This window comes from Limnospira fusiformis SAG 85.79 (assembly GCF_012516315.1).
Lineage (GTDB): Bacteria > Cyanobacteriota > Cyanobacteriia > Cyanobacteriales > Microcoleaceae > Limnospira > Limnospira fusiformis.
In genome coordinates this window covers 4,985,751-5,004,117 of sequence record NZ_CP051185.1, presented here as the reverse complement: position 1 = coordinate 5,004,117, position 18,367 = coordinate 4,985,751, and the positions used below count along the sequence as shown (strand labels likewise).

Annotated in this window: 13 protein-coding genes; 9 read left to right on the top strand and 4 right to left on the bottom strand. The window is 40.9% G+C overall.

The annotated features are described in order from the left end of the window. Positions 1–12: 12 nt before the first annotated feature. From HFV01_RS23450 to HFV01_RS31160, 3 genes are all read right to left on the bottom strand, one after another. On the bottom strand, positions 13–2,433 hold the full coding sequence (locus HFV01_RS23450; RefSeq protein ID WP_006667898.1) for a serine/threonine-protein kinase: 2,421 nt from the start codon (positions 2,431–2,433) through the stop codon (positions 13–15). A gap of 384 nt (positions 2,434–2,817) precedes the next feature. Next, entirely contained in the window at positions 2,818–4,545 is a 1,728-nt protein-coding gene (locus tag HFV01_RS23445; RefSeq protein ID WP_318285901.1) for a WD40 repeat domain-containing protein, read from the bottom strand. Between the two features lie 38 nt (positions 4,546–4,583). Further along, entirely contained in the window at positions 4,584–5,327 is a 744-nt protein-coding gene (locus tag HFV01_RS31160; protein ID WP_318285900.1) for a protein kinase domain-containing protein, read from the bottom strand. A 138-nt stretch (positions 5,328–5,465) separates the two neighbouring features. On the opposite strand from HFV01_RS31160, the gene HFV01_RS23440 reads away from it, so the two are divergent. From HFV01_RS23440 to HFV01_RS23430, 3 genes are all read left to right on the top strand, one after another. Further along, positions 5,466–5,900, top strand: a complete 435-nt coding sequence (locus tag HFV01_RS23440) for a hypothetical protein (protein WP_006621624.1) — start codon at positions 5,466–5,468, stop codon at positions 5,898–5,900. A 178-nt stretch (positions 5,901–6,078) separates the two neighbouring features. Beyond that, positions 6,079–7,659 carry a glycosyltransferase family protein gene (locus HFV01_RS31155; protein WP_369076477.1) on the top strand — a complete coding sequence of 527 codons (1,581 nt, stop codon included), beginning with the start codon at positions 6,079–6,081 and terminating at the stop codon, positions 7,657–7,659. Positions 7,660–7,679: 20 nt separating this feature from the next. Next, positions 7,680–8,030 (top strand): DMT family transporter, encoded by a 351-nt coding sequence (locus HFV01_RS23430; protein ID WP_006621622.1) that lies wholly within the window; start codon positions 7,680–7,682, stop codon positions 8,028–8,030. Between the two features lie 206 nt (positions 8,031–8,236). Here HFV01_RS23430 and serS read toward each other — a convergent pair whose 3' ends face one another. Then, positions 8,237–9,532, bottom strand: a complete 1,296-nt coding sequence (gene serS, locus HFV01_RS23425) for a serine--tRNA ligase (RefSeq protein WP_006667894.1) — start codon at positions 9,530–9,532, stop codon at positions 8,237–8,239. A 392-nt stretch (positions 9,533–9,924) separates the two neighbouring features. Between serS and HFV01_RS23420 the strand changes: the two genes are divergently transcribed. From HFV01_RS23420 to HFV01_RS23395, 6 genes are all read left to right on the top strand, one after another. Continuing rightward, positions 9,925–11,238, top strand: coding sequence for an ABC transporter substrate-binding protein (locus HFV01_RS23420; protein WP_006621620.1), 1,314 nt, complete (start codon positions 9,925–9,927; stop codon positions 11,236–11,238). 10 nt (positions 11,239–11,248) lie between these two features. Continuing rightward, positions 11,249–12,166, top strand: a complete 918-nt coding sequence (locus HFV01_RS23415; RefSeq protein ID WP_006621619.1) for a carbohydrate ABC transporter permease — start codon at positions 11,249–11,251, stop codon at positions 12,164–12,166. Positions 12,167–12,169: 3 nt separating this feature from the next. Next, the gene (locus tag HFV01_RS23410) at positions 12,170–13,042 is read left to right on the top strand and encodes a carbohydrate ABC transporter permease (protein WP_006621618.1); all 873 of its coding nucleotides are present in this window, start codon (positions 12,170–12,172) and stop codon (positions 13,040–13,042) included. A 36-nt stretch (positions 13,043–13,078) separates the two neighbouring features. Then, on the top strand, positions 13,079–14,143 hold the full coding sequence (locus HFV01_RS23405; RefSeq protein ID WP_006621617.1) for an ABC transporter ATP-binding protein: 1,065 nt from the start codon (positions 13,079–13,081) through the stop codon (positions 14,141–14,143). 106 nt (positions 14,144–14,249) lie between these two features. Then, the gene (locus HFV01_RS23400; RefSeq protein ID WP_006621616.1) at positions 14,250–14,453 is read left to right on the top strand and encodes a DUF751 family protein; all 204 of its coding nucleotides are present in this window, start codon (positions 14,250–14,252) and stop codon (positions 14,451–14,453) included. A gap of 90 nt (positions 14,454–14,543) precedes the next feature. Then, entirely contained in the window at positions 14,544–18,335 is a 3,792-nt protein-coding gene (locus HFV01_RS23395) for an ATP-binding protein (RefSeq protein WP_006621615.1), read from the top strand. Positions 18,336–18,367: the final 32 nt, after the last annotated feature.

Here is an 18,367-nt window from a genome sequence, read left to right as displayed (position 1 = left end):
TGGGTAGTCTTTTCATGATTGCTGTCTCCTCCATATAGCAACGGTTCCGTTTTGACTGCCTCCTATTAAGGTGTCATCATTAAGGAAAAATACGGAGTTAATGACGGCGGGAATATCTGTTAAGGTATTCAGTAGCTCTCCGGTGGCTCGGTTCCAAATTCTGACAGTGCGATCGCCACTACTACTGGCAATTTGAGAGGCATCGGGACTGACGGCTACGGAGAGAATTTCCCCTTGATGACCTGTGAGGGTTATGGTTTCTTGTCCGGTTTGTAAGTCCCAAATTTTTATGGTATTATCACTACTACCACTGATGATATTTTGACCATCAGGAGTAATAGCCACGGCTCGGACTTCTCCGTTATGTCCTTGTAAACGGTGGCGTAACTCACGCATTTCTAAATCAATAACATGAACAGTGCGATCGCCTGAACCCGTCACCAGCCAGCGACCATTAGGACTAAAAGCCAGCGCATAAACTGTTTCTGAGTGTTGAGTATGGTTATACAAAACTTGTCCGGTACGGCGATCCCAAACTCGCACAGTATTATCAGCACTGCCAGAAGCAATATTTCTATTATTAGGGCTAATTTGTACTGTCAAAATTGGGGCTGAGTGTTCCAATGGTAAATACAATTCTCGGGTTTGTAAATTCCATTCCAGAATCCGCCAAAATTCCGTCCCTGATGCTAATTCAATGCCATCACTACTAAAGTTGACGGACAGAATAGCCGATCCATCTCCGGTGAGTGTGGAGATATTTTCCCCGGTTTGTGTATTCCAGAGTTTGATAGTATTATCCCGACTGCCACTAGCAATTATTTCTCCATCATTACTAGCTGCTACTGACATTACAGGGGCTGTATGACCTGCCAAAGTCGTTAGGTCTGCCTGTTTCCAATTAACCACACTTTGGCATTGTTCAAGCACTGTCTGTGCTTGGGGATGATAGCTAGAAGATTCGGGAATTTGTTGGGCTTGGGTAATACAACCTTGGTAGTTTCCCGCTTGTACCAAATCGGCGACTGTCTCAAACTGTTGGCTATAAAGTTGTTGTTGATTGGCTCTGGTTAGTTGTAACTGTTGCCATCTTTGATATTGATACAACAGGAAAAGTAACATAGCGATCGCCAAAGAAATACCCCCAATCACCAACCAAAAAGACGGGCGCGGACGAAAAGCGACGGATGATTTAGGCTGTTTATTAGCCACTTCAGTACGGGGATTATCTCCAAAGATATCTAAGATTTTACTCCACCCAGATTTGGGTAAGACATGAGATTTAATCACCTCGACATCTTCATCATAAATACCTAACAATTCCTTGAGTCTATCTAGTTCACTTTGCGTTTCAGCACTAAAAGGATATTGCTGTTTAACTGCTGCTATTAATGCCTGTTCGTAACGTTCTCCCTTCTCACGATACTTACGATAGGGATTAAGTATTTCATCTTCTAAGGCTTCTGCTTCTTCCTTGGATATTTCTAAAGTGACTCGCAGTTCCTCCAAAATTTGCCTACCAACTACGGAAATATCACCTTTATGACTAGCGCAGCGTTGTATTTCTTCTCGGTAAGTTTGGAGTTTACTAAAATCGGTGGGACTGCGATCGCCCATGGTTCGCAAAGCAGTTAAAACCTCTTCCGCCGATTGATACCTTTCCCGATAGTCCAACTGCACCATGCGATCTATAATGTCGGCAAATTCGGAACTAACAATAGTTAAATGCCTCCAGAACAACTGTCCTGGGTTAGTATGATAATTTTCTCGCAGTTGTGATAATTCATAACTAGGAAGTCCGGTTAAGGCTTGAATAGCGACCATACCCACGGCATAAATATCGCTATTGAGGCGGGGGTTACACTCGAACTGCTCAATAGGCATATATTCTATGGTTCCAATCGGACCTGTGGGGGGGTTATGATTTTGGCTAAAACTAATTTCTTTAACCGCCCCAAAATCCAATAGCATTAACTTTCCGTCCGAGTCTCGCCTGAGTAAATTACTAGGTTTAATATCTCGGTGAATTACTCCGAATCTATGGACAAAAGTCAGGATTTCTAGGACATCGTAAATTATCTGAATTACCAGGTTTTCTGATAGGGGATGACCGGGCCAAAATTCATCAGAGAGGAGATGACCAGGAGTGTAAGACTCCACTAGATAAAATTCTTCGTTTTCCTCAAAATAAGCTAAAAGTTGCGGAATTTGATCATGTCTAGATAATTTTTCCAGAATCTTGGCTTCCTGGCGAAACCGACGACGGGCAATATTCAGCAGCTTGATATCTTCTACCAAAAGTCGCAAATGTTTGATAAAGCAGAGGCATTCCCCTGGGCGACGGGTGTCTCTTGCTAAAAACGTACTACCTAGATCCCCAGACTCAATAACTTCTAGGATTTGATACCGTCTGTCTAAAAGTTGGTCAATCATGATCCATATAAATACTGATGTAAATTCAACCGGTAGACAGTAACACTATAATTGTTACAACCGTTTTCCGATAGTTTATCCGGGTCTAGTAGACTCAGATAGATATGTAGTAAGTAGACGCTCTGATGTTCTGATTATCTCAAATATACTAGTTCTGTTACTACAATATCATATTGATGAGAAAATTTACATCTAAAATTGTGGCAAATTTTTGAGAGACTTATACCAAAAAGTTTGGCAGCCTACAATCCTCTTCAATGCTTGGGTTTCCGGCAACAATTCAGATGGTATAGGGGACTGGATACCCCTACGGGTAATGGTCTGTCGTTGCCACCCCCCCCCCAGGGCTAAAATCCTGATGGTGAACCCCCCCATAACGCCAGATTATCGCTGCCAGACTACAACTGTTCCATCCTGAGTGCCTCCGATTAAGGTGGCGGAGTTAATACCAAAAACTAGAGAATTAACTACGGCTTGAGGGTTAGTTAAAGTATTAAGTAATTCCCCAGTTTTTAAGTTCCAAATTTTGACGGTTCTATCCCGACTACTACTAGCAATTTGTGTCCCATCTGGACTGACAGCTACGGAAAGAACTGCGCCTCTATGACCTGTTAAAGTTATCACTTCTTCTGCTGTTCTTAGGTTCCAAATTTTGATATTGTTATCTGTACCACCACTGATAATTTGCAGAGCATCAGGAGTAATCGCAAGCGATCGCACTTCTCCGGTATGTGCTGGGAATCTATGGCGTAACTGATCTATCTGCCAATCAATAATATGAATATTGCCATCCCCTGAACCCGTAACCAACCAACGACCATTGGGGGTGAAGGCGACGGAATACACAATAGTCGAATGCTGATTGTTGTTATATAAAATTAACCCAGTTCTCCGATTCCACACTCGCACATTACCATCGGCACTTCCGGTGGCGATCGCTCTATTATCAGGGCTAATTTGTATAGCTTCAATGGGAGAGCCTCCGACTAATGGGGGATACCATTCAATGGTTTCCAGATTCCATTCTATCACCTGAGATAGTTGAGTTCCGGCTGCTAATGATAAGCCATCGTTACTAAAATCTACGGAGAGAATAGCTGATGAATTGCCTACAAAATTTTGCAGCACTTCCCCGGTTTCTATATGCCAAAGTCTGGTGGTGTTATCTCGGCTGCCACTAGCAATTATCCTGCCATCAGGACTGACAGCAACTGACTGGACGGCGGCTGTATGAATGGGGAATGTGTTAACTTTTGCTTGTTTCCAGCTAATCACATCTTGACATTGGCTGAGTAACTCCTGGGCGACAGCATACTGAGGTGAAGACTCTGGAAAAGTTTGGGCAGCGGTAATACAATCTTGATAGTTATTGGCGGCTAATAATGACTGAATATAGTCAATTTTTTCGGTATCAAGTTGTTCTTTAATATCGGCTTGTGCTCGGGATTGTATCCAGTTATTATATTGATATAATCCCCAACCTAAACCGATAATAGCTATGATAATTCCACTAATGACAAATCCCCAACGCCAGGACAGAAGACGATCGCGATCGGGATTTAATTTGCTTAAAATCTGATTTAACCAAGATTCCGGTAAAATTTGAGCCTCTATCAAAGCTACATGATCATCGGAAAGACCTAATAACTGCTGAAGTCGCCTTAATTCTTCTCTGGTTTCTCTGGTTAACGGGTATTGTAAAATATTGGCTTCAATGATAGCCATATCCTGATCAGAAATTCCCAACATTTTTTGCAGTCGGTCTAATTCTGCTCTGGTTTTCTTGGCTAATGGATATTGCTGTATAATGGCTTCGGTCAGGGCTTGTTGATAGCGATCGCCTTTCTGGTGATCTCGACGGTAAGGATTAAGAATCTCGTCTTCCATGGCTTTGGCTTGGGGTTCGGAGATTTGTAAACTCACTCGTAGCTCTTCTAAAATTTGGCGACCTACTACTGATATTTCCCCTTCATAATTGCCGATGCGCTTAACTTCTTCTCGGTATCTTTCGAGTTTATTGGCATCAGTTTGAGAAGGATTACTGAGATTATTAATATCTGCCAAAACTACCTCGCTTGACTGATATCTTTCTCGGTAGTCTGGTTTAACCATGCGATCGATAATCTCGGCAAACTCAGGACTAACAATGGCTAAATCTCGCCAGAATAATTCCCCAGCATTGGTCGGATGATTTTCTCGATTTTTCGTAATTCATAAGCTGCCATTCCAGTTAATGCTTGAATAGCAATCATTCCCAGGGCATAAATATCGCTATTCAAGCGAGGATTACACTCGAATTGCTCGATGGGCATATATTCTAAAGTGCCAATTCTCGCCGTAGGAGGATTATTATTTTGGTGAAAACCAATTTCTTTAACCGCCCCAAAATCTAATAACATAATTTTTTGATCTGCATCCCGCCTCAGCAGATTACTAGGTTTAATATCCCGGTGAATTACTCCTTGATCATGAACAAAATTCAGGATTTCTAGAACTTCTGAGACGATGGCAATTACCGAATTTTCTGATAAAGGTTGACCGGGTAAAATTTCCTGGGCTAGGGACTGTCCATTTATATAGGATTCGACCAGATAAAATTCCTGGTTTTGTTCAAAATAAGCCAGCAGTTGGGGGATTTGGTCGTGGTGGGATAACTTTTCTAGAACCTCGGCTTCCTGTTGAAAGCGACGGTAAGTATTCTTAAATAATTGGGGATCTTCTACCAAAAATCGTAGATGCTTGACAAAGCATATAGGTTCCCCAGGGCGACGGGTATCTTTGGCTAGATAGGTACTCCCAAATTCCCCCGACCTGATTATCTCTAGGATCTGATACCGTCCATCTAAAAGTTGGTCAATCATCTGATGTCCTACCAGTGCTAAATTGTATATCATACCGCAAATTTTATCATTTGAGGTTGATGCAGTATAAAATAGATTGACAGATAGTGGTCAATAAATGGATCTGATGATTAGGGGTTCTGTCCCTAATGGCGATCGCTTGTTGGGTAAGTTTTGCAGAAAAAAATAACCATGAATATTCACCGATTTTGGCTAATTATGCTAGGAATTTTGGTAGGGGTATCCCCTGGGTCTTTAACCGTGATGCCAACACCTATGGCGCGCGCCCAAACTACCCGCCGAGAATTGCAACTTAGTCAAACTGGTAGTGGGATTTATTCCGTTAATAGTCGCTTTCAAGAATCTATTACCGCCGCCTCTATTAATGTTGATAGCAGTGGTAATGCTGAACTAACCTTTTGGGATAGTCGGGAAAATCCGGTCAAGTTAACGGGTAATATAGCCCGCGAAACGGCTTCTGGTTTGGAGATGACAATTACTGGGGCGACAATTCCCGGAGTTATCGGAACTGCCAATATTCGCTATAATTCCCACAATGAGATTAGTTCTATTTTTGTGGCTGGAACTATCGAAGGACAGCGATTTTCTATTAATTTTAGTCAGTAGAATTGGCTGGAACTATTAATATCTTAATAGCTGGCTATCGGGGTAATTTGCCGTCAATTTTTATGGGTATACTGACCATAAATTTGATGTTAAAATAAAGTTCTAATTGGTTTTAAACAAAATGATAAAATCCCAAAACCAGACGGATTCCTGGTTAAAATGGCACGCAATCACTTTAATTTCTGGCTGGATTTTAACAGCGATCGCCTATGGAAACATCATCAACTCTTTTTTCTTATCGGATGATTTTAACTGGATTTATCAAATCAAAACCAGAGGTGTATTTGGTGTCTGGACAACCCCACCAGATGTGTTTTTTCGTCCCCTAATTTCCCTAACTCTATTTGCTGATTATCAACTGTGGGAACTGAACCCCCTTGGTTATCACCTCACCAACTTATTTTTCCATGGCTTAAATGCTTTTCTGGTTTATGCAATGTCTCGGCTGTTGTTTAGGGGTGCAGATCTAGCCGGAAAATTAATTAATATTTTCTCCCTAGTCTCCGGCTTTATTTTCATTATTCTTCATAGTCATGTTGAAGCTGTTACCTGGATATCAGCCAGATCCGATCTCGTCGCTACTTGCTTTGGCTTGGCGGCATTTTGTGGTTATCTTAAATATAAAGAAACCGACAATAACCGATTATTTTTTATATCATATATCCTATTTTTTCTGGGTTTACTATCCAAAGAATCAGTCATTATTTACCCAGGATTAGTATTGTTATATGAATTATATAATTACCTGAATAAAAACAATTATATTAATTTATTAAAAATACTATATTTGCCGCTAATGTATGCCTCGGTTTTGCCAATTTATTTGGGGCTAAGATACTTGGGAATTAGACAATTTTTAGGAGGCTACGGAAGCGGGGTTCACACCAACTTTAATCTTGACATTATCCAGCGAGGTTTGGCTTCTAGCCTCAGAATTATCATTCCCCCACTTCCTAATATTCCAGAAGAAAACTGGGTGATATTTTTTGCCATATTCATGACCATTATTTGTACTTTTGTGGTCGTCTGTTTGTGCCGACAAGGGGTTTATATATTAATTGCAAAATTAGCAATTCTTTTGTTAGGATTATTTGGCACTTCTTTATTACCTGTGATTAATATTCGCATTTCCTTGTCCAATACAGAAGGGGAAAGACTCCTATATTTACCATCGGCATTTTTGGTGATTTTATTGGTATTAGTTATTGGTGTTTCTCTGGCTAGATTTCGTGTACTTTTAGCTATTCAATTCATGATTATATCAATCATTTTATCTTATTATTTGTATAGCTTTAATCAAAACTGGAATTTAGCCGGGAACATAGCTAAACAAGTAATTGAAAGCATTGATCAGGAAATCCAAGGACGCAGAATGTTTTTAATTAATATACCAGACAACTTAAATGGAGTCTATATTTATCGCAATGGCTTATATGCTGCTGGCCAACTTTTTGCAGAGTCAGAAATTGAATTACTCAACAATGCCACATTTAACAATTTGATTAATCCCTCGAATGCTTTAAATATTAACCGCATTGGCGATCGAGAATACTGGGTTAAACTATTATCACCCGGTACTTATTTTATGAATGTGCATATTCCCTTTGACCAAAGATTAGAAACCCAAAACTTTATAATTTCTGATGTGGATTTTCAGACTATGCAATCTTTTCGCATTCAAATAAAAGACAGGATTCAACCTGGGGAAGTAGGTTATTACTCTGGCGGCAGAGTCATTAACACTAAATGGCTAGAATAAATTAGGTTAAATGGTATCCTATGAATTTTTATTTAAGTGGTTGGGGATTTTTGATTTTGGCAGCAATTAATAACTGTGTCGGTAGTCTGCTGTTAAAAAAATCGCGACTGGTAGCTACCGATCCAAGTTTGTTAACTCTGTTGCTTTCTCCCTGGTTTATCGGTGGCATTATGGTCTATGGAGTTAATGTGATTTTATTTGCGAAAGCATTAGATCAGCTTCCGGTTTCGACTGCTTATCCAATTTTTGCCGGAATTAGCTTTACTTTAATTGCGATCGCCGGAAATTTACTATTTGGTGAAAGATTTGATTTGAATCAGTGGATCGGACTTTCCCTAATTTTTACTGGTATCATTATTATGTCTCGCTGAAGAATGTCTATGGTTGAGATTATGGTTAAAGAATTAATTGAACCTGTAAATTCGCTAATTCGTGTTTTAAAATTCATGGTGATCTTTACAATTCACTAACCAAATTTTACCAATAGCTGATATTCAGAAACAAGTTAATTTTTATCTTGGGGTTAAGCCTAAGCAAAACCCCACTCTTTTTTTTAAGTTAACATACCAGCCAAATTTTACAAAACCTCTCGCCCCAAATAAGGCTGTAAAACCTCCGGAACCTTAACGCTTCCATCCGGCTGCTGATAGTTTTCTAAAACGGCAGCCATAGTTCGTCCAACCGCCAATCCCGAACCATTTAAAGCATGAACAAACTCCGTTTTCTTTTTCTTTTTCTTGGGGTCGCCTTTGGCTTCCCGGAACCGAATATTGGCACGTCTGGCTTGAAAATCTTTAACATTAGAACAACTCGAAATTTCTCGGTAAGTTCCTGCTGAAGGTAGCCATACTTCTAAATCATAACATTTAGCTGCTGCAAATCCCAAATCTCCCGTACACAATTCTATCACACGATAGGGTAATTTTAAAGCCTGTAAAATACCTTCAGCATCCGCCACTAATTTTTCATGTTCTAACTCCGAAGTCTCTGGGTGTACTAATTTCACCAATTCCACTTTATTAAACTGATGCAGTCTAATTAGACCTCTGGTATCCTTTCCATAGCTTCCCGCCTCCCGCCGAAAACAGGGAGTAAATGAACAGTGATAAATGGGGAGTTGTTCACTTTCTAAAATTTCATCACGATATAGGTTAACTACCGGAACTTCTGAAGTAGGAATTAACCATAAATCGTCATCAGCACATTTAAAACTTTCTTCCGCAAATTTAGGTAATTGACCTGTAGCAGTTAAAGATATACTATTCACTAGCAGGGGTGGTATAACTTCTAAATAGCCATTAGCTGTGTGGGTATCCAGCATAAATTGAACTAATGCGCGTTCTAATGCCGCGCCAGCCCCCACTAAGCTAACAAAACGACTTTGGGCAATCTTTACCCCTCGTTCAAAGTTAAGAATTCCTAGCTTTTCTCCGATTTCCCAATGGGGTAAAATCTCGGCATTTTGGAGTTTATATTCATCTCCCCAGCGGCGTACTTCCACATTTTCGGCTTCACTTTTTCCCTCTGGGGTGGTGTCACTAGGAAGGTTTGGTAAAGGAAGTAATAGGCTAGTAATTTGCGATTCTAGGTCTTTTTCTTGGGGTTCTAAGTCACTTAACTGGGACTTGATTTGCTGTCCTTCTTCCCTCAATGCTTGAATTTCTGGCCCTTTGGGGTCGGTTCCAGATTTGATTTTTTCTCCTACAAGTTTACCGATCTCGTTGCTGCGGGTTTCTAGTTGAATGCGTTGCTGTTCAAGTTCCCGCCGTTTTTCATCTAATTCTAAGATGGCTTCTAGGTCATAGTTTCCTCGACGGTTGAGGCGTTGTTGAATCTCTTGTGAATTTTCCCGAATCAGTTTAATGTCTAACACTGGTCTTTCCTAAATTATCAAGGTCTGATTAATTAATCTTCAGAAGATTTTACTAGCCTCGTGTCTATAAGTCAATCTAATTTTTATTCTAGTGGTTGGGTCAGCGATCGCCAGATGATAATTAATGGCTAAAAATATTTTTTAATTAGGTGATATTATCTTACCTTAAAGATTAATAGCATCAATCAATCTGATGTGTGTCAGATTATACAGAAATTTTCCGATGGCCACCCCCTAAATATTAAGTAATCTAAAGTTGCCTTGCCATAATCCTCAAAAATTTGTATAATCATAACCCAAGTGAACTCTAACCTGCATTTGATACCAGGGTAAATCAGGTCTATCTCCAGATATAGGGATTGTTTCCGGTTGTCAATTGCAAAAATTTAGTAATGTTACAGAAACACAGAATTAATCGTCAAATCAATAGCCGCTTACTTCATCTAAAATATTCGAGATTTTGGCGAAATTTGGGATTAGCGATCGCCAGTTTATTAGCGGTATTGTGCGTTATTATTCCCGCCTTTAGCCAACAACCCGTAACCGTGAGGGTGTTAGTCCAAGCCTTGGAAGCAGCCCAATGGCAACCCCTGGTTAAAGACTTTAATGAAAACCACGAAAATATCCGCCTAGAAGTCATCAGCGGCCCCAATAACACCAATTTAGTCGAAGACCTATATACCTCGGCTTTTTTACTCGGAGATTCTCCCTACGATCTCGCTTATATGGATATCGTTTGGGTACAAAAGTTTGCAGCAGCCGGGTGGTTATCTGATTTATCGAATCGGGTGACTCCAGGACAGTTACAGGCGTATTTAGAAGGGGATATTGACGGGGGACGCTATCAAGATAAACTTTACCGAATGCCTTTCCGTACAGACGGAGGAATGCTGTATTATCGGACTGATTTATTAGAAAAAATTGGCGCAGAACCTCCGGACACTTTCGATGAATTAATAGAGATATCCCAAAGGCTACAAGAAGAAGATTTAGCCCAATGGGGTTATTTGTGGCAAGGTAGACAATATGAAGGTTTATCGGCTATGTTTACCGAAATTTTAGAAGGTTCTGGAGGATTTTGGATCGACCCAGATACCCAAGAAGTCGGGTTAGATAAACCGGAAGCGATCGCCGCTGTGCAATTTCTCCGAGATACCATTACCAAAAACATTTCTCCCCCTGGAGTTACCACCTACGCCGAAGAAGAAACCCGCCGCCTATTTGAAAGTGGTAATACTGCCTTTTTAAGAAACTGGCCTTATGTTTATTCCCTCGCCTCCAACTCAGACATAGCCGGAAATTTTGCCATTAAACCAATGGTACACGCCCCCGGTAAAAATAGTGGTGCTTGTTTAGGAGGTTGGGGATTTGGCATTGCCTCCACTTCTCGCCATAAAGACGAAGCCTGGGCGGTTATCAACTTCTTTAATAAACCAGAAGTTCAGCGCAAATATTTTTTAGAAACTGGTTATGTTCCCTCCAGAATATCTCTATTTAATGACCCGCCATTAGTCGAGAAGTTTCCCTATCTTCCCAACTTATTGGAAGTAGTGCAGAACCCAGTTTTAAGGCCTCCGATCGCTCAATATGCCCAGGCTTCTGATATTTTGCAACGGTATCTCAGCGCCGCCCTAACCGGAAGCAGAACCCCAGAACAAGCCATGCAAGCTGCCTCCAATGAAACCCGCGCCTTGTTGAATCGATAACTAATTAATCATGAATGAAAGAATTAACAATCAGATGGAACGCCAAGAGAAACTCACCGGATGGATCTTAATAGCACCAGCTTTGATAATTCTTGGCTTTGTGTTTATTTATCCGATAGGTAGGGCATTTTGGTTGAGTTTATTTACCAATAATTTAGGCACTCAATTACAACCAATTTTTGCGGGATTATCCAACTATCAGCGCCTAATTGGAGATGGTCGATTTTGGCAAACCATGTGGAATACTAGCGTTTTTACCATCATCTCTATTTTCTTAGAATTGGTGATTGGTATGGGCATCGCATTAGTGCTAAATCAAGCCTTTTTTGGGCGAGGTTTTGTCCGCACATCTTCCCTAATTCCTTGGGCGTTACCTACAGCCGTGATGGGGTTAGCTTGGGCGTGGATTTTTAATGATCAGTATGGGGTAGTTAATGATATTCTGACCCGCTTAGGATTCATTGATAGCCCCATTACTTGGCTAGGCGATCCTACCCGCGCCATGTTAGCTATGATTATCGCTGATGTGTGGAAAACCACCCCTTTTATTGCCATTATTCTCCTAGCTGGTTTGCAGTCGATTTCTAGTGATTTATACGAAGCCCATGCTATTGATGGCGCTAACCAGTGGCAGAGTTTTTGGCAAATTACCATCCCCTTAGTTATGCCTCAAATTATCATTGCTTTACTGTTTCGGTTTGCCCAAGCATTTGGTATTTTTGACTTGGTGCAAGTCATGACTGGCGGGGGACCCGGTGGGGCTACAGAAACCGTGTCTATTTATATCTATGCTACGGTGCGCCGATATCTGGATTTTGGCTATGGTGCTGCCTTAGTTGTAGTCACCTTTTTACTGCTGATTTTAGCTGTGGCGATCGCTGCCTTTTTCCTATCAAGAACTCGCTTAAATGTTATGGGAGGTAAATAATCAATGACCGTTGCTAATCAATCCTCAGAAACTGATAGCAAAAGCCAAATCAACTGGGGTCGGATTTTTCTGTGGATAGGTGTGATTCTCACCATCATATTTTGTCTAGCGCCCGTGTTATGGCAGTTGCTAACTTCTTTAAAAACCAATGAATCTATTTCCACCATTCCCAATGTTTATTTTCCCAGTCTGGATCAACTCACCTTTCAACACTATCAAAGTTTAGGCTGGCACTTTCTGCGCTATGTGTTTAATAGTGCTTTAGTTTCGCTCATTTCAACCTTTCTATGTTTAGGAGTTGGGGCCCCCGCCGCCTACACCCTAACTAGATTAAAAATACCCGGAGAAAATGTGATCCTCGGCTTTGTCCTAATTATCAGTTTGTTTCCCTATGTTCTCCTATTTTTAGGGTTGCTGGAAATTGTCAAATTTATGGGATTAGGTAACAACTACATCGCCCTAATTATCCCCTACACTGCCATTAATTTACCCCTGACAATTTTGGTCTTGAGAAGTTTTTTCCAACAACTACCAAAAGACCTAGAAGACTCCGCCAAAATTGACGGATATGGAACCGTTGGGATGCTGTTACAGATAGTTCTACCCATGACCATACCTGCTTTAGTAACCACCGGAATTCTCACCTTTATTTTCGCCTGGAATGAGTTTATTTTTGCTCTCACCTTTATCAGCCGCGAAGAAATGTATACCATTCCGGTAGCCGTTGCACAAATTGGAGGTGCATCTATTTTTGAAATCCCCTATGGTCCTATTGCTGCTGCTACCGTAACTGGAACTATTCCCCTGGTTATTTTAGTGTTAATGTTCCAACGTCGTATTGTTCAAGGAATCACAGCCGGCGCTGTCAAAGGCTAAAATCACCTCAATCACTGTTCTGTAATTATCGAAATCATGGCTAAATTAGAACTCAAAAACCTGCGTAAACAATTCGCTCATAATGTCATCCCCGTTAAAGATGTAAGTGTTAATGTTAATGATGGGGAGTTTCTCACTCTTCTGGGTCCCTCTGGTTGTGGGAAATCAACCCTATTAAGGATGATTGCTGGGTTAGATGAACCCACCCAGGGTCAGGTAATTTTAGGGGGAGAAGATTTAACCAATATTCCCCCTGGTAAACGCAATATGGCGATGGTATTTCAGAGTTATGCGTTATATCCTCACATGACGGTTTATGAAAACATTTCAACCTCTTTGAAATTGCGGAAAGTTGATAGCATAGAAATTGAAAAACGGGTTAATGATGTATCGAACCGTTTGGGAATTCAACATCTATTAGAGCGTAAACCCGGACAACTTTCGGGGGGTCAGCGTCAGCGGGTGGCTTTAGCCCGATCGCTAGTGCGTAACCCTGATGTTTTCCTGTTAGATGAACCTCTGAGTAATTTGGATGCGCTGTTGCGGGAACAAGTCCGCGCCGACCTCAAACAGTTATTTGAATCTCAACAAAAACCTGTGGTTTATGTCACCCATGACCAAACGGAAGCCATGACTCTTTCTAGTAAAATTGCGGTACTTTATGATGGGTATTTGCAGCAGTTAGCCTCTCCTACTGAGATTTATATGCAGCCGGCTAATCGGTTTGTAGCCGGATTTGTGGGGAGTCCTCAAATGAATTTATTAACCTTAGACTGTCACGACAATCAGGCAATTTTAGGAGAGTTTGGTTTAACTTTACCTTATTTACAAACTTCCCCAAAAGCTGTGGTTTTTGGGATTCGTCCAGAGGATGTATCTTTAGGAGAAGAAGCCGATGCCGATCTAGTTGAAGGACAGGTCTATTTAATTGAAGACTTGGGGAAAGAAAAACTTTTGAGTGTCCGCATTAACGGCTCTGAACAAACTCTGCGGGCGGTGATTCCGGCTGACCTACTTTGGGAAAGTGAACAGGTAAAATTAAGCCTATCTCGAAAACAGATGCACTGGTTTGATCTCGAATCAGGCGATCGCCTAAATTAACCCAATTTTTGACGACATCCCTAGGGGCAACTAGCAACAGTTGCCCAGTTAATTAATTATAATGGTATACTGATGTCACTCCCTAGCCATTTAATTAGATTAACCTATGCAAGACTTTTTTCAGAATGTATCCCGCTATCCCCGCTACCTGATCACCTTTACTCTGGGGATTTTTTATTTCCTGTTTGAACGTCTCAAACCTCTTTTAAACCGTCCCGTGACAGCGATCGCCCTGTTAGGTTTACTGATAAGTGTCTTCTTATTTACCTACTTTACCCTCAAAGGAATGTTAGGCTTGAATGCAGTTTAGGCTAAAACCTGATAGTTTATAGATAGGGAAGTTGGGACTAAAATTAGCTCTCAACTTCCCCTATTATATCATATAATCACTCACCTAGCTATGATGCGTATCCCCAAAATGTGGTCTATCCGTCGTCGCTTAATTACCGGGATATCCTCTAAAATATCGCTGCGGGGACTGTTAGTTATCCCTTTTGTAGTCCAAATTTTTGCCACTGTTGGTGTCGTGGGATATCTGTCTTTCAAAAACGGACAGAAAGCCGTTGATGATTTAGCCCATCGGTTGATTGTCGAAATTGTAAATCGCATTGAAGAAAATATAACTCACTACTTAGAAATTCCTTTTATAGTAGGTCAGGATATCCAAGATGCGGTAGCTTTGGGATTATTAGATATTGAAGATTTATCAGGATGGGAATTGTATTTCTGGAGAAAAGCCAAGTTTTTTGAATCAATTGATATTATTTCTATTGGTAATGAACAGGGAGAATATCGCTCAACTTCCCGCACTAAAGATGGTCAATTACAAGTAGGAATTGCTGGGGCATCTACCAACTTTGATTTATATCGCTACAATAGCTTAGAGGCAATTAATAGGCAACCACCAGATTATATTGATCCCGATTATGATCCTCGTCTACGACCCTGGTATCGGGTGGCGATCGGCACTGATAAACCTGTTTGGAGCCCAATTTATACCCGGTTTGAACCCCCCCCAATTCTGCAAATTAGTGCTAGTCAAATTATTTCTTCTTCCCCTGATTCCACGGAAGCTGATGGAGTCATGAGTATTGTCATCAGTCTGTCTTATATTGGTCAAGTTTTGAATAGTTTAGATATGGGAGAAATGGGAAAGGCATTTATTATTGATCATGAAGGTTTATTAGTAGCAAGTTCTACCTCAGAACCCCTGTTTACACAGGAAGACGATCGCATAATTAGAAAGGCTGCTTTAGTTAGTGCAAACCCTTTAATTCAAGAAATCAGTAAATATTTAAAAGATGAATTTGATAGATTTGATCGCATCGATAATTCTTATTTTAGAAAAATCCCATTTAATGGTGAAACTCAATATATAAAACTGCTACCTTTTCGGGATGAACGAGGTTTAACATGGTTGATTGTGGTGGTGATTCCCGAAGCCGATTTTATGCAAAATATCCAAAATAATACCCGCCTTACCATGGGATTATCGGTGATTGCTTTAGCAGTAGCGATCGCCATAGGATGGATGACCGGAGAGTGGATTACTCGCCCCATTATCGATTTAGCAAAAGCGGCTAACGCCCTATCTAGGGGTAACTGGAATCAGAAAGTTGGAAATAGTTGCACTCAAGAACTCCGCACCCTGGCTAGGTCTTTTAAACAAATGCGGGGACAATTAAAACTTTCCTATAGTCAACTTCAGGAATACTCCTATAGATTAGAACAAAAAGTTGCCGAACGTACTCAACAACTCGAGCAAAAAGTTAAAATTGCCGAAGCCGCAGTCCGAGAACGTAAAGCTGCAGAAGCTGCACTTAGGGAGTCAGAACAAAAATTTTCGACAGCCTTTCATGCAGCCCCTCACCCCATTACAATTAGTCGTCTTGATGATGGTATTCACCTAGAAGTTAATGAAAGTTTTTGCCTAGTCACCGGATACAATGCGGAAGAAATTATCAATCGCACCCTGGACGAACTCAACCTATGGGTATATTCTGAGCAACGGTCAGAGATGTTAGATCTTATAGCCCAAAATCGTCAAGTCCGCAACTTTGAACTAGAATTTAGAACTAAAAATGGCGAGATTAGAAGCGGATTAGTTTCGGCAGATATCATTAATTTAAACAGCCAAGAATGTCTACTTTCTAGCAGTAATGATATCACAGATCGCCGTCGAGCGGAAGAAGCTCTCCGCCGCCAATTTGAGAGGGAAAGACTGCTGCGACAAATCACGGAGGAACTCAGATCTAGCCTAGATCCCCAGCAAATTTTTCAAACTGCAGCCAACCGTATTGGTCAAACTTTCGGAGTCGATCGCTGTACGATTTACACTTATTTATCTAGCCCCACACCCCAAATTAAAGCCGTTGCCGAATATTTAAAATGCGAGTATCCCCCGATTTTAAATCAGGAATATCCCCTCGAAGATTATCCCTATATTGATAGGATTCTTAGTCAGGATATCGCCATCACTCACGAAAATATTAACACAGATAAAAACCTACAAGGAGCCTTAGAGTTTTGCCAGCAATTTGAGATCCAATCTCTTTTAGCTATTCGCACATCCTATCGCAGTCAACCCAACGGCGCAATTTATCTAAGTCAATGTAGCAACAGTCGCACCTGGACAGATGAAGAAATCGACCTTTTAGAATCAGTAGCTGCTAAAATGGGAATAGCCCTCGCCCAAGCCAATTTATTAGAACGAGAAAAACAACAAAGACTGAAACTAGCTACCCAAAATATTGCCCTAGAAGAAGCCAGACGCGCCGCCGATGCTGCGAACCGTGCCAAAAGTACATTTTTAGCGAATATGAGCCATGAATTAAGAACCCCCCTTAATGCGATTCTGGGGTTTAGTCAATTGATGTCTGATAACCCCATATTTGCTGAAGGTTCCCAGGAATTAGCAATTATTAATCGCAGTGGTGAACACCTCCTAGAACTCATTAATGATATTCTGGATTTATCCAAAATTGAAGCGGGAAAAATCACTTTAGAAATGAATCATTTTGACCTGCATAGGCTTCTGGAAACCCTGGAGGAAATGTTTAAGTTAAAAGCTGCCCATAAAGATATTGTATTAAATATTAATCGCCCCTTAGATTTGCCTCGGTATCTGTTAGGTGATGAGAAAAAGCTGCGACAAGTTTTAATCAATTTACTCGCCAATGCTATTAAATTTACGACCGCCGGGGAAGTGACATTATACACTAAGACTCTACCGACACCTAAAGAAGCTCATACAGATTCTAATACTGTACTGATGCAGTTTATAGTTGAAGATACAGGCCCAGGAATTTCCCCCCAGGAAATCGATGCTTTATTTGATGCTTTTGTGCAAACAGAAACGGGTAAATATTCTCAGGAAGGAACCGGGTTAGGATTGCCAATTAGTCGAAAATTTGTGCAGTTGATGGGAGGAGATATTACAGTTGATAGCACTATGGGTGTGGGGAGTAAATTTATTTTTGAGATTCCCTTAGATTTAGCTACAGTCCAGCCGTTGATTATTACTCCTATGTGTAGCCGGAAAATTGCCATTGAATCTGATGGTCAAAATTACAGGATTTTGGTAGTGGATGAAGTGCCAGAAAATCGACTATTGGTAGCTAGAATTATAGAAACTTTAGGATTTGAGGTTTTGGAAGCAGAAAATGGTCGGGAGGCGATCGCCACTTGGGAAAGTCATAAACCCCAACTAATTTGGATGGATATGCGGATGCCAATTATGGATGGCTATGAGGCGACCCGCCAAATTCGATCGCGCCCCTTTGGTGATACAGTTAAAATAATTGCTCTCACCGCCAGCGCCCTAAGTGAACAGGAGGTAGATATTATCAATGCTGGCTGTGATGATATCCTACGCAAACCTTTTCAGAATCCTGATTTACTGGAAAAAATGGCAATTCATTTAGGTCTGCGCTACCGTTATCTGATGGAACCTAACCCCCCTAGCGTCTCTTCTCAATCACTGCGCGCGCTGACACCGCAGGCTTTAATGGTTATGTCTTTTGATTGGCTAAAACGGCTTCATAAGGCGGCAATTTCTGGGGATGATGCGGAGGTATTCCAATTAATTACTGAAATTCCCGAATCGGAAACGGAATTAGTGGCCACTCTCACGGAGTTGGTAAATAATTTTCGATTAGATACAATAAATGATGTTACGAAAACTTTGATTTGATCGGAAAGCAGATCCGATGCTGCCCTAGGGTC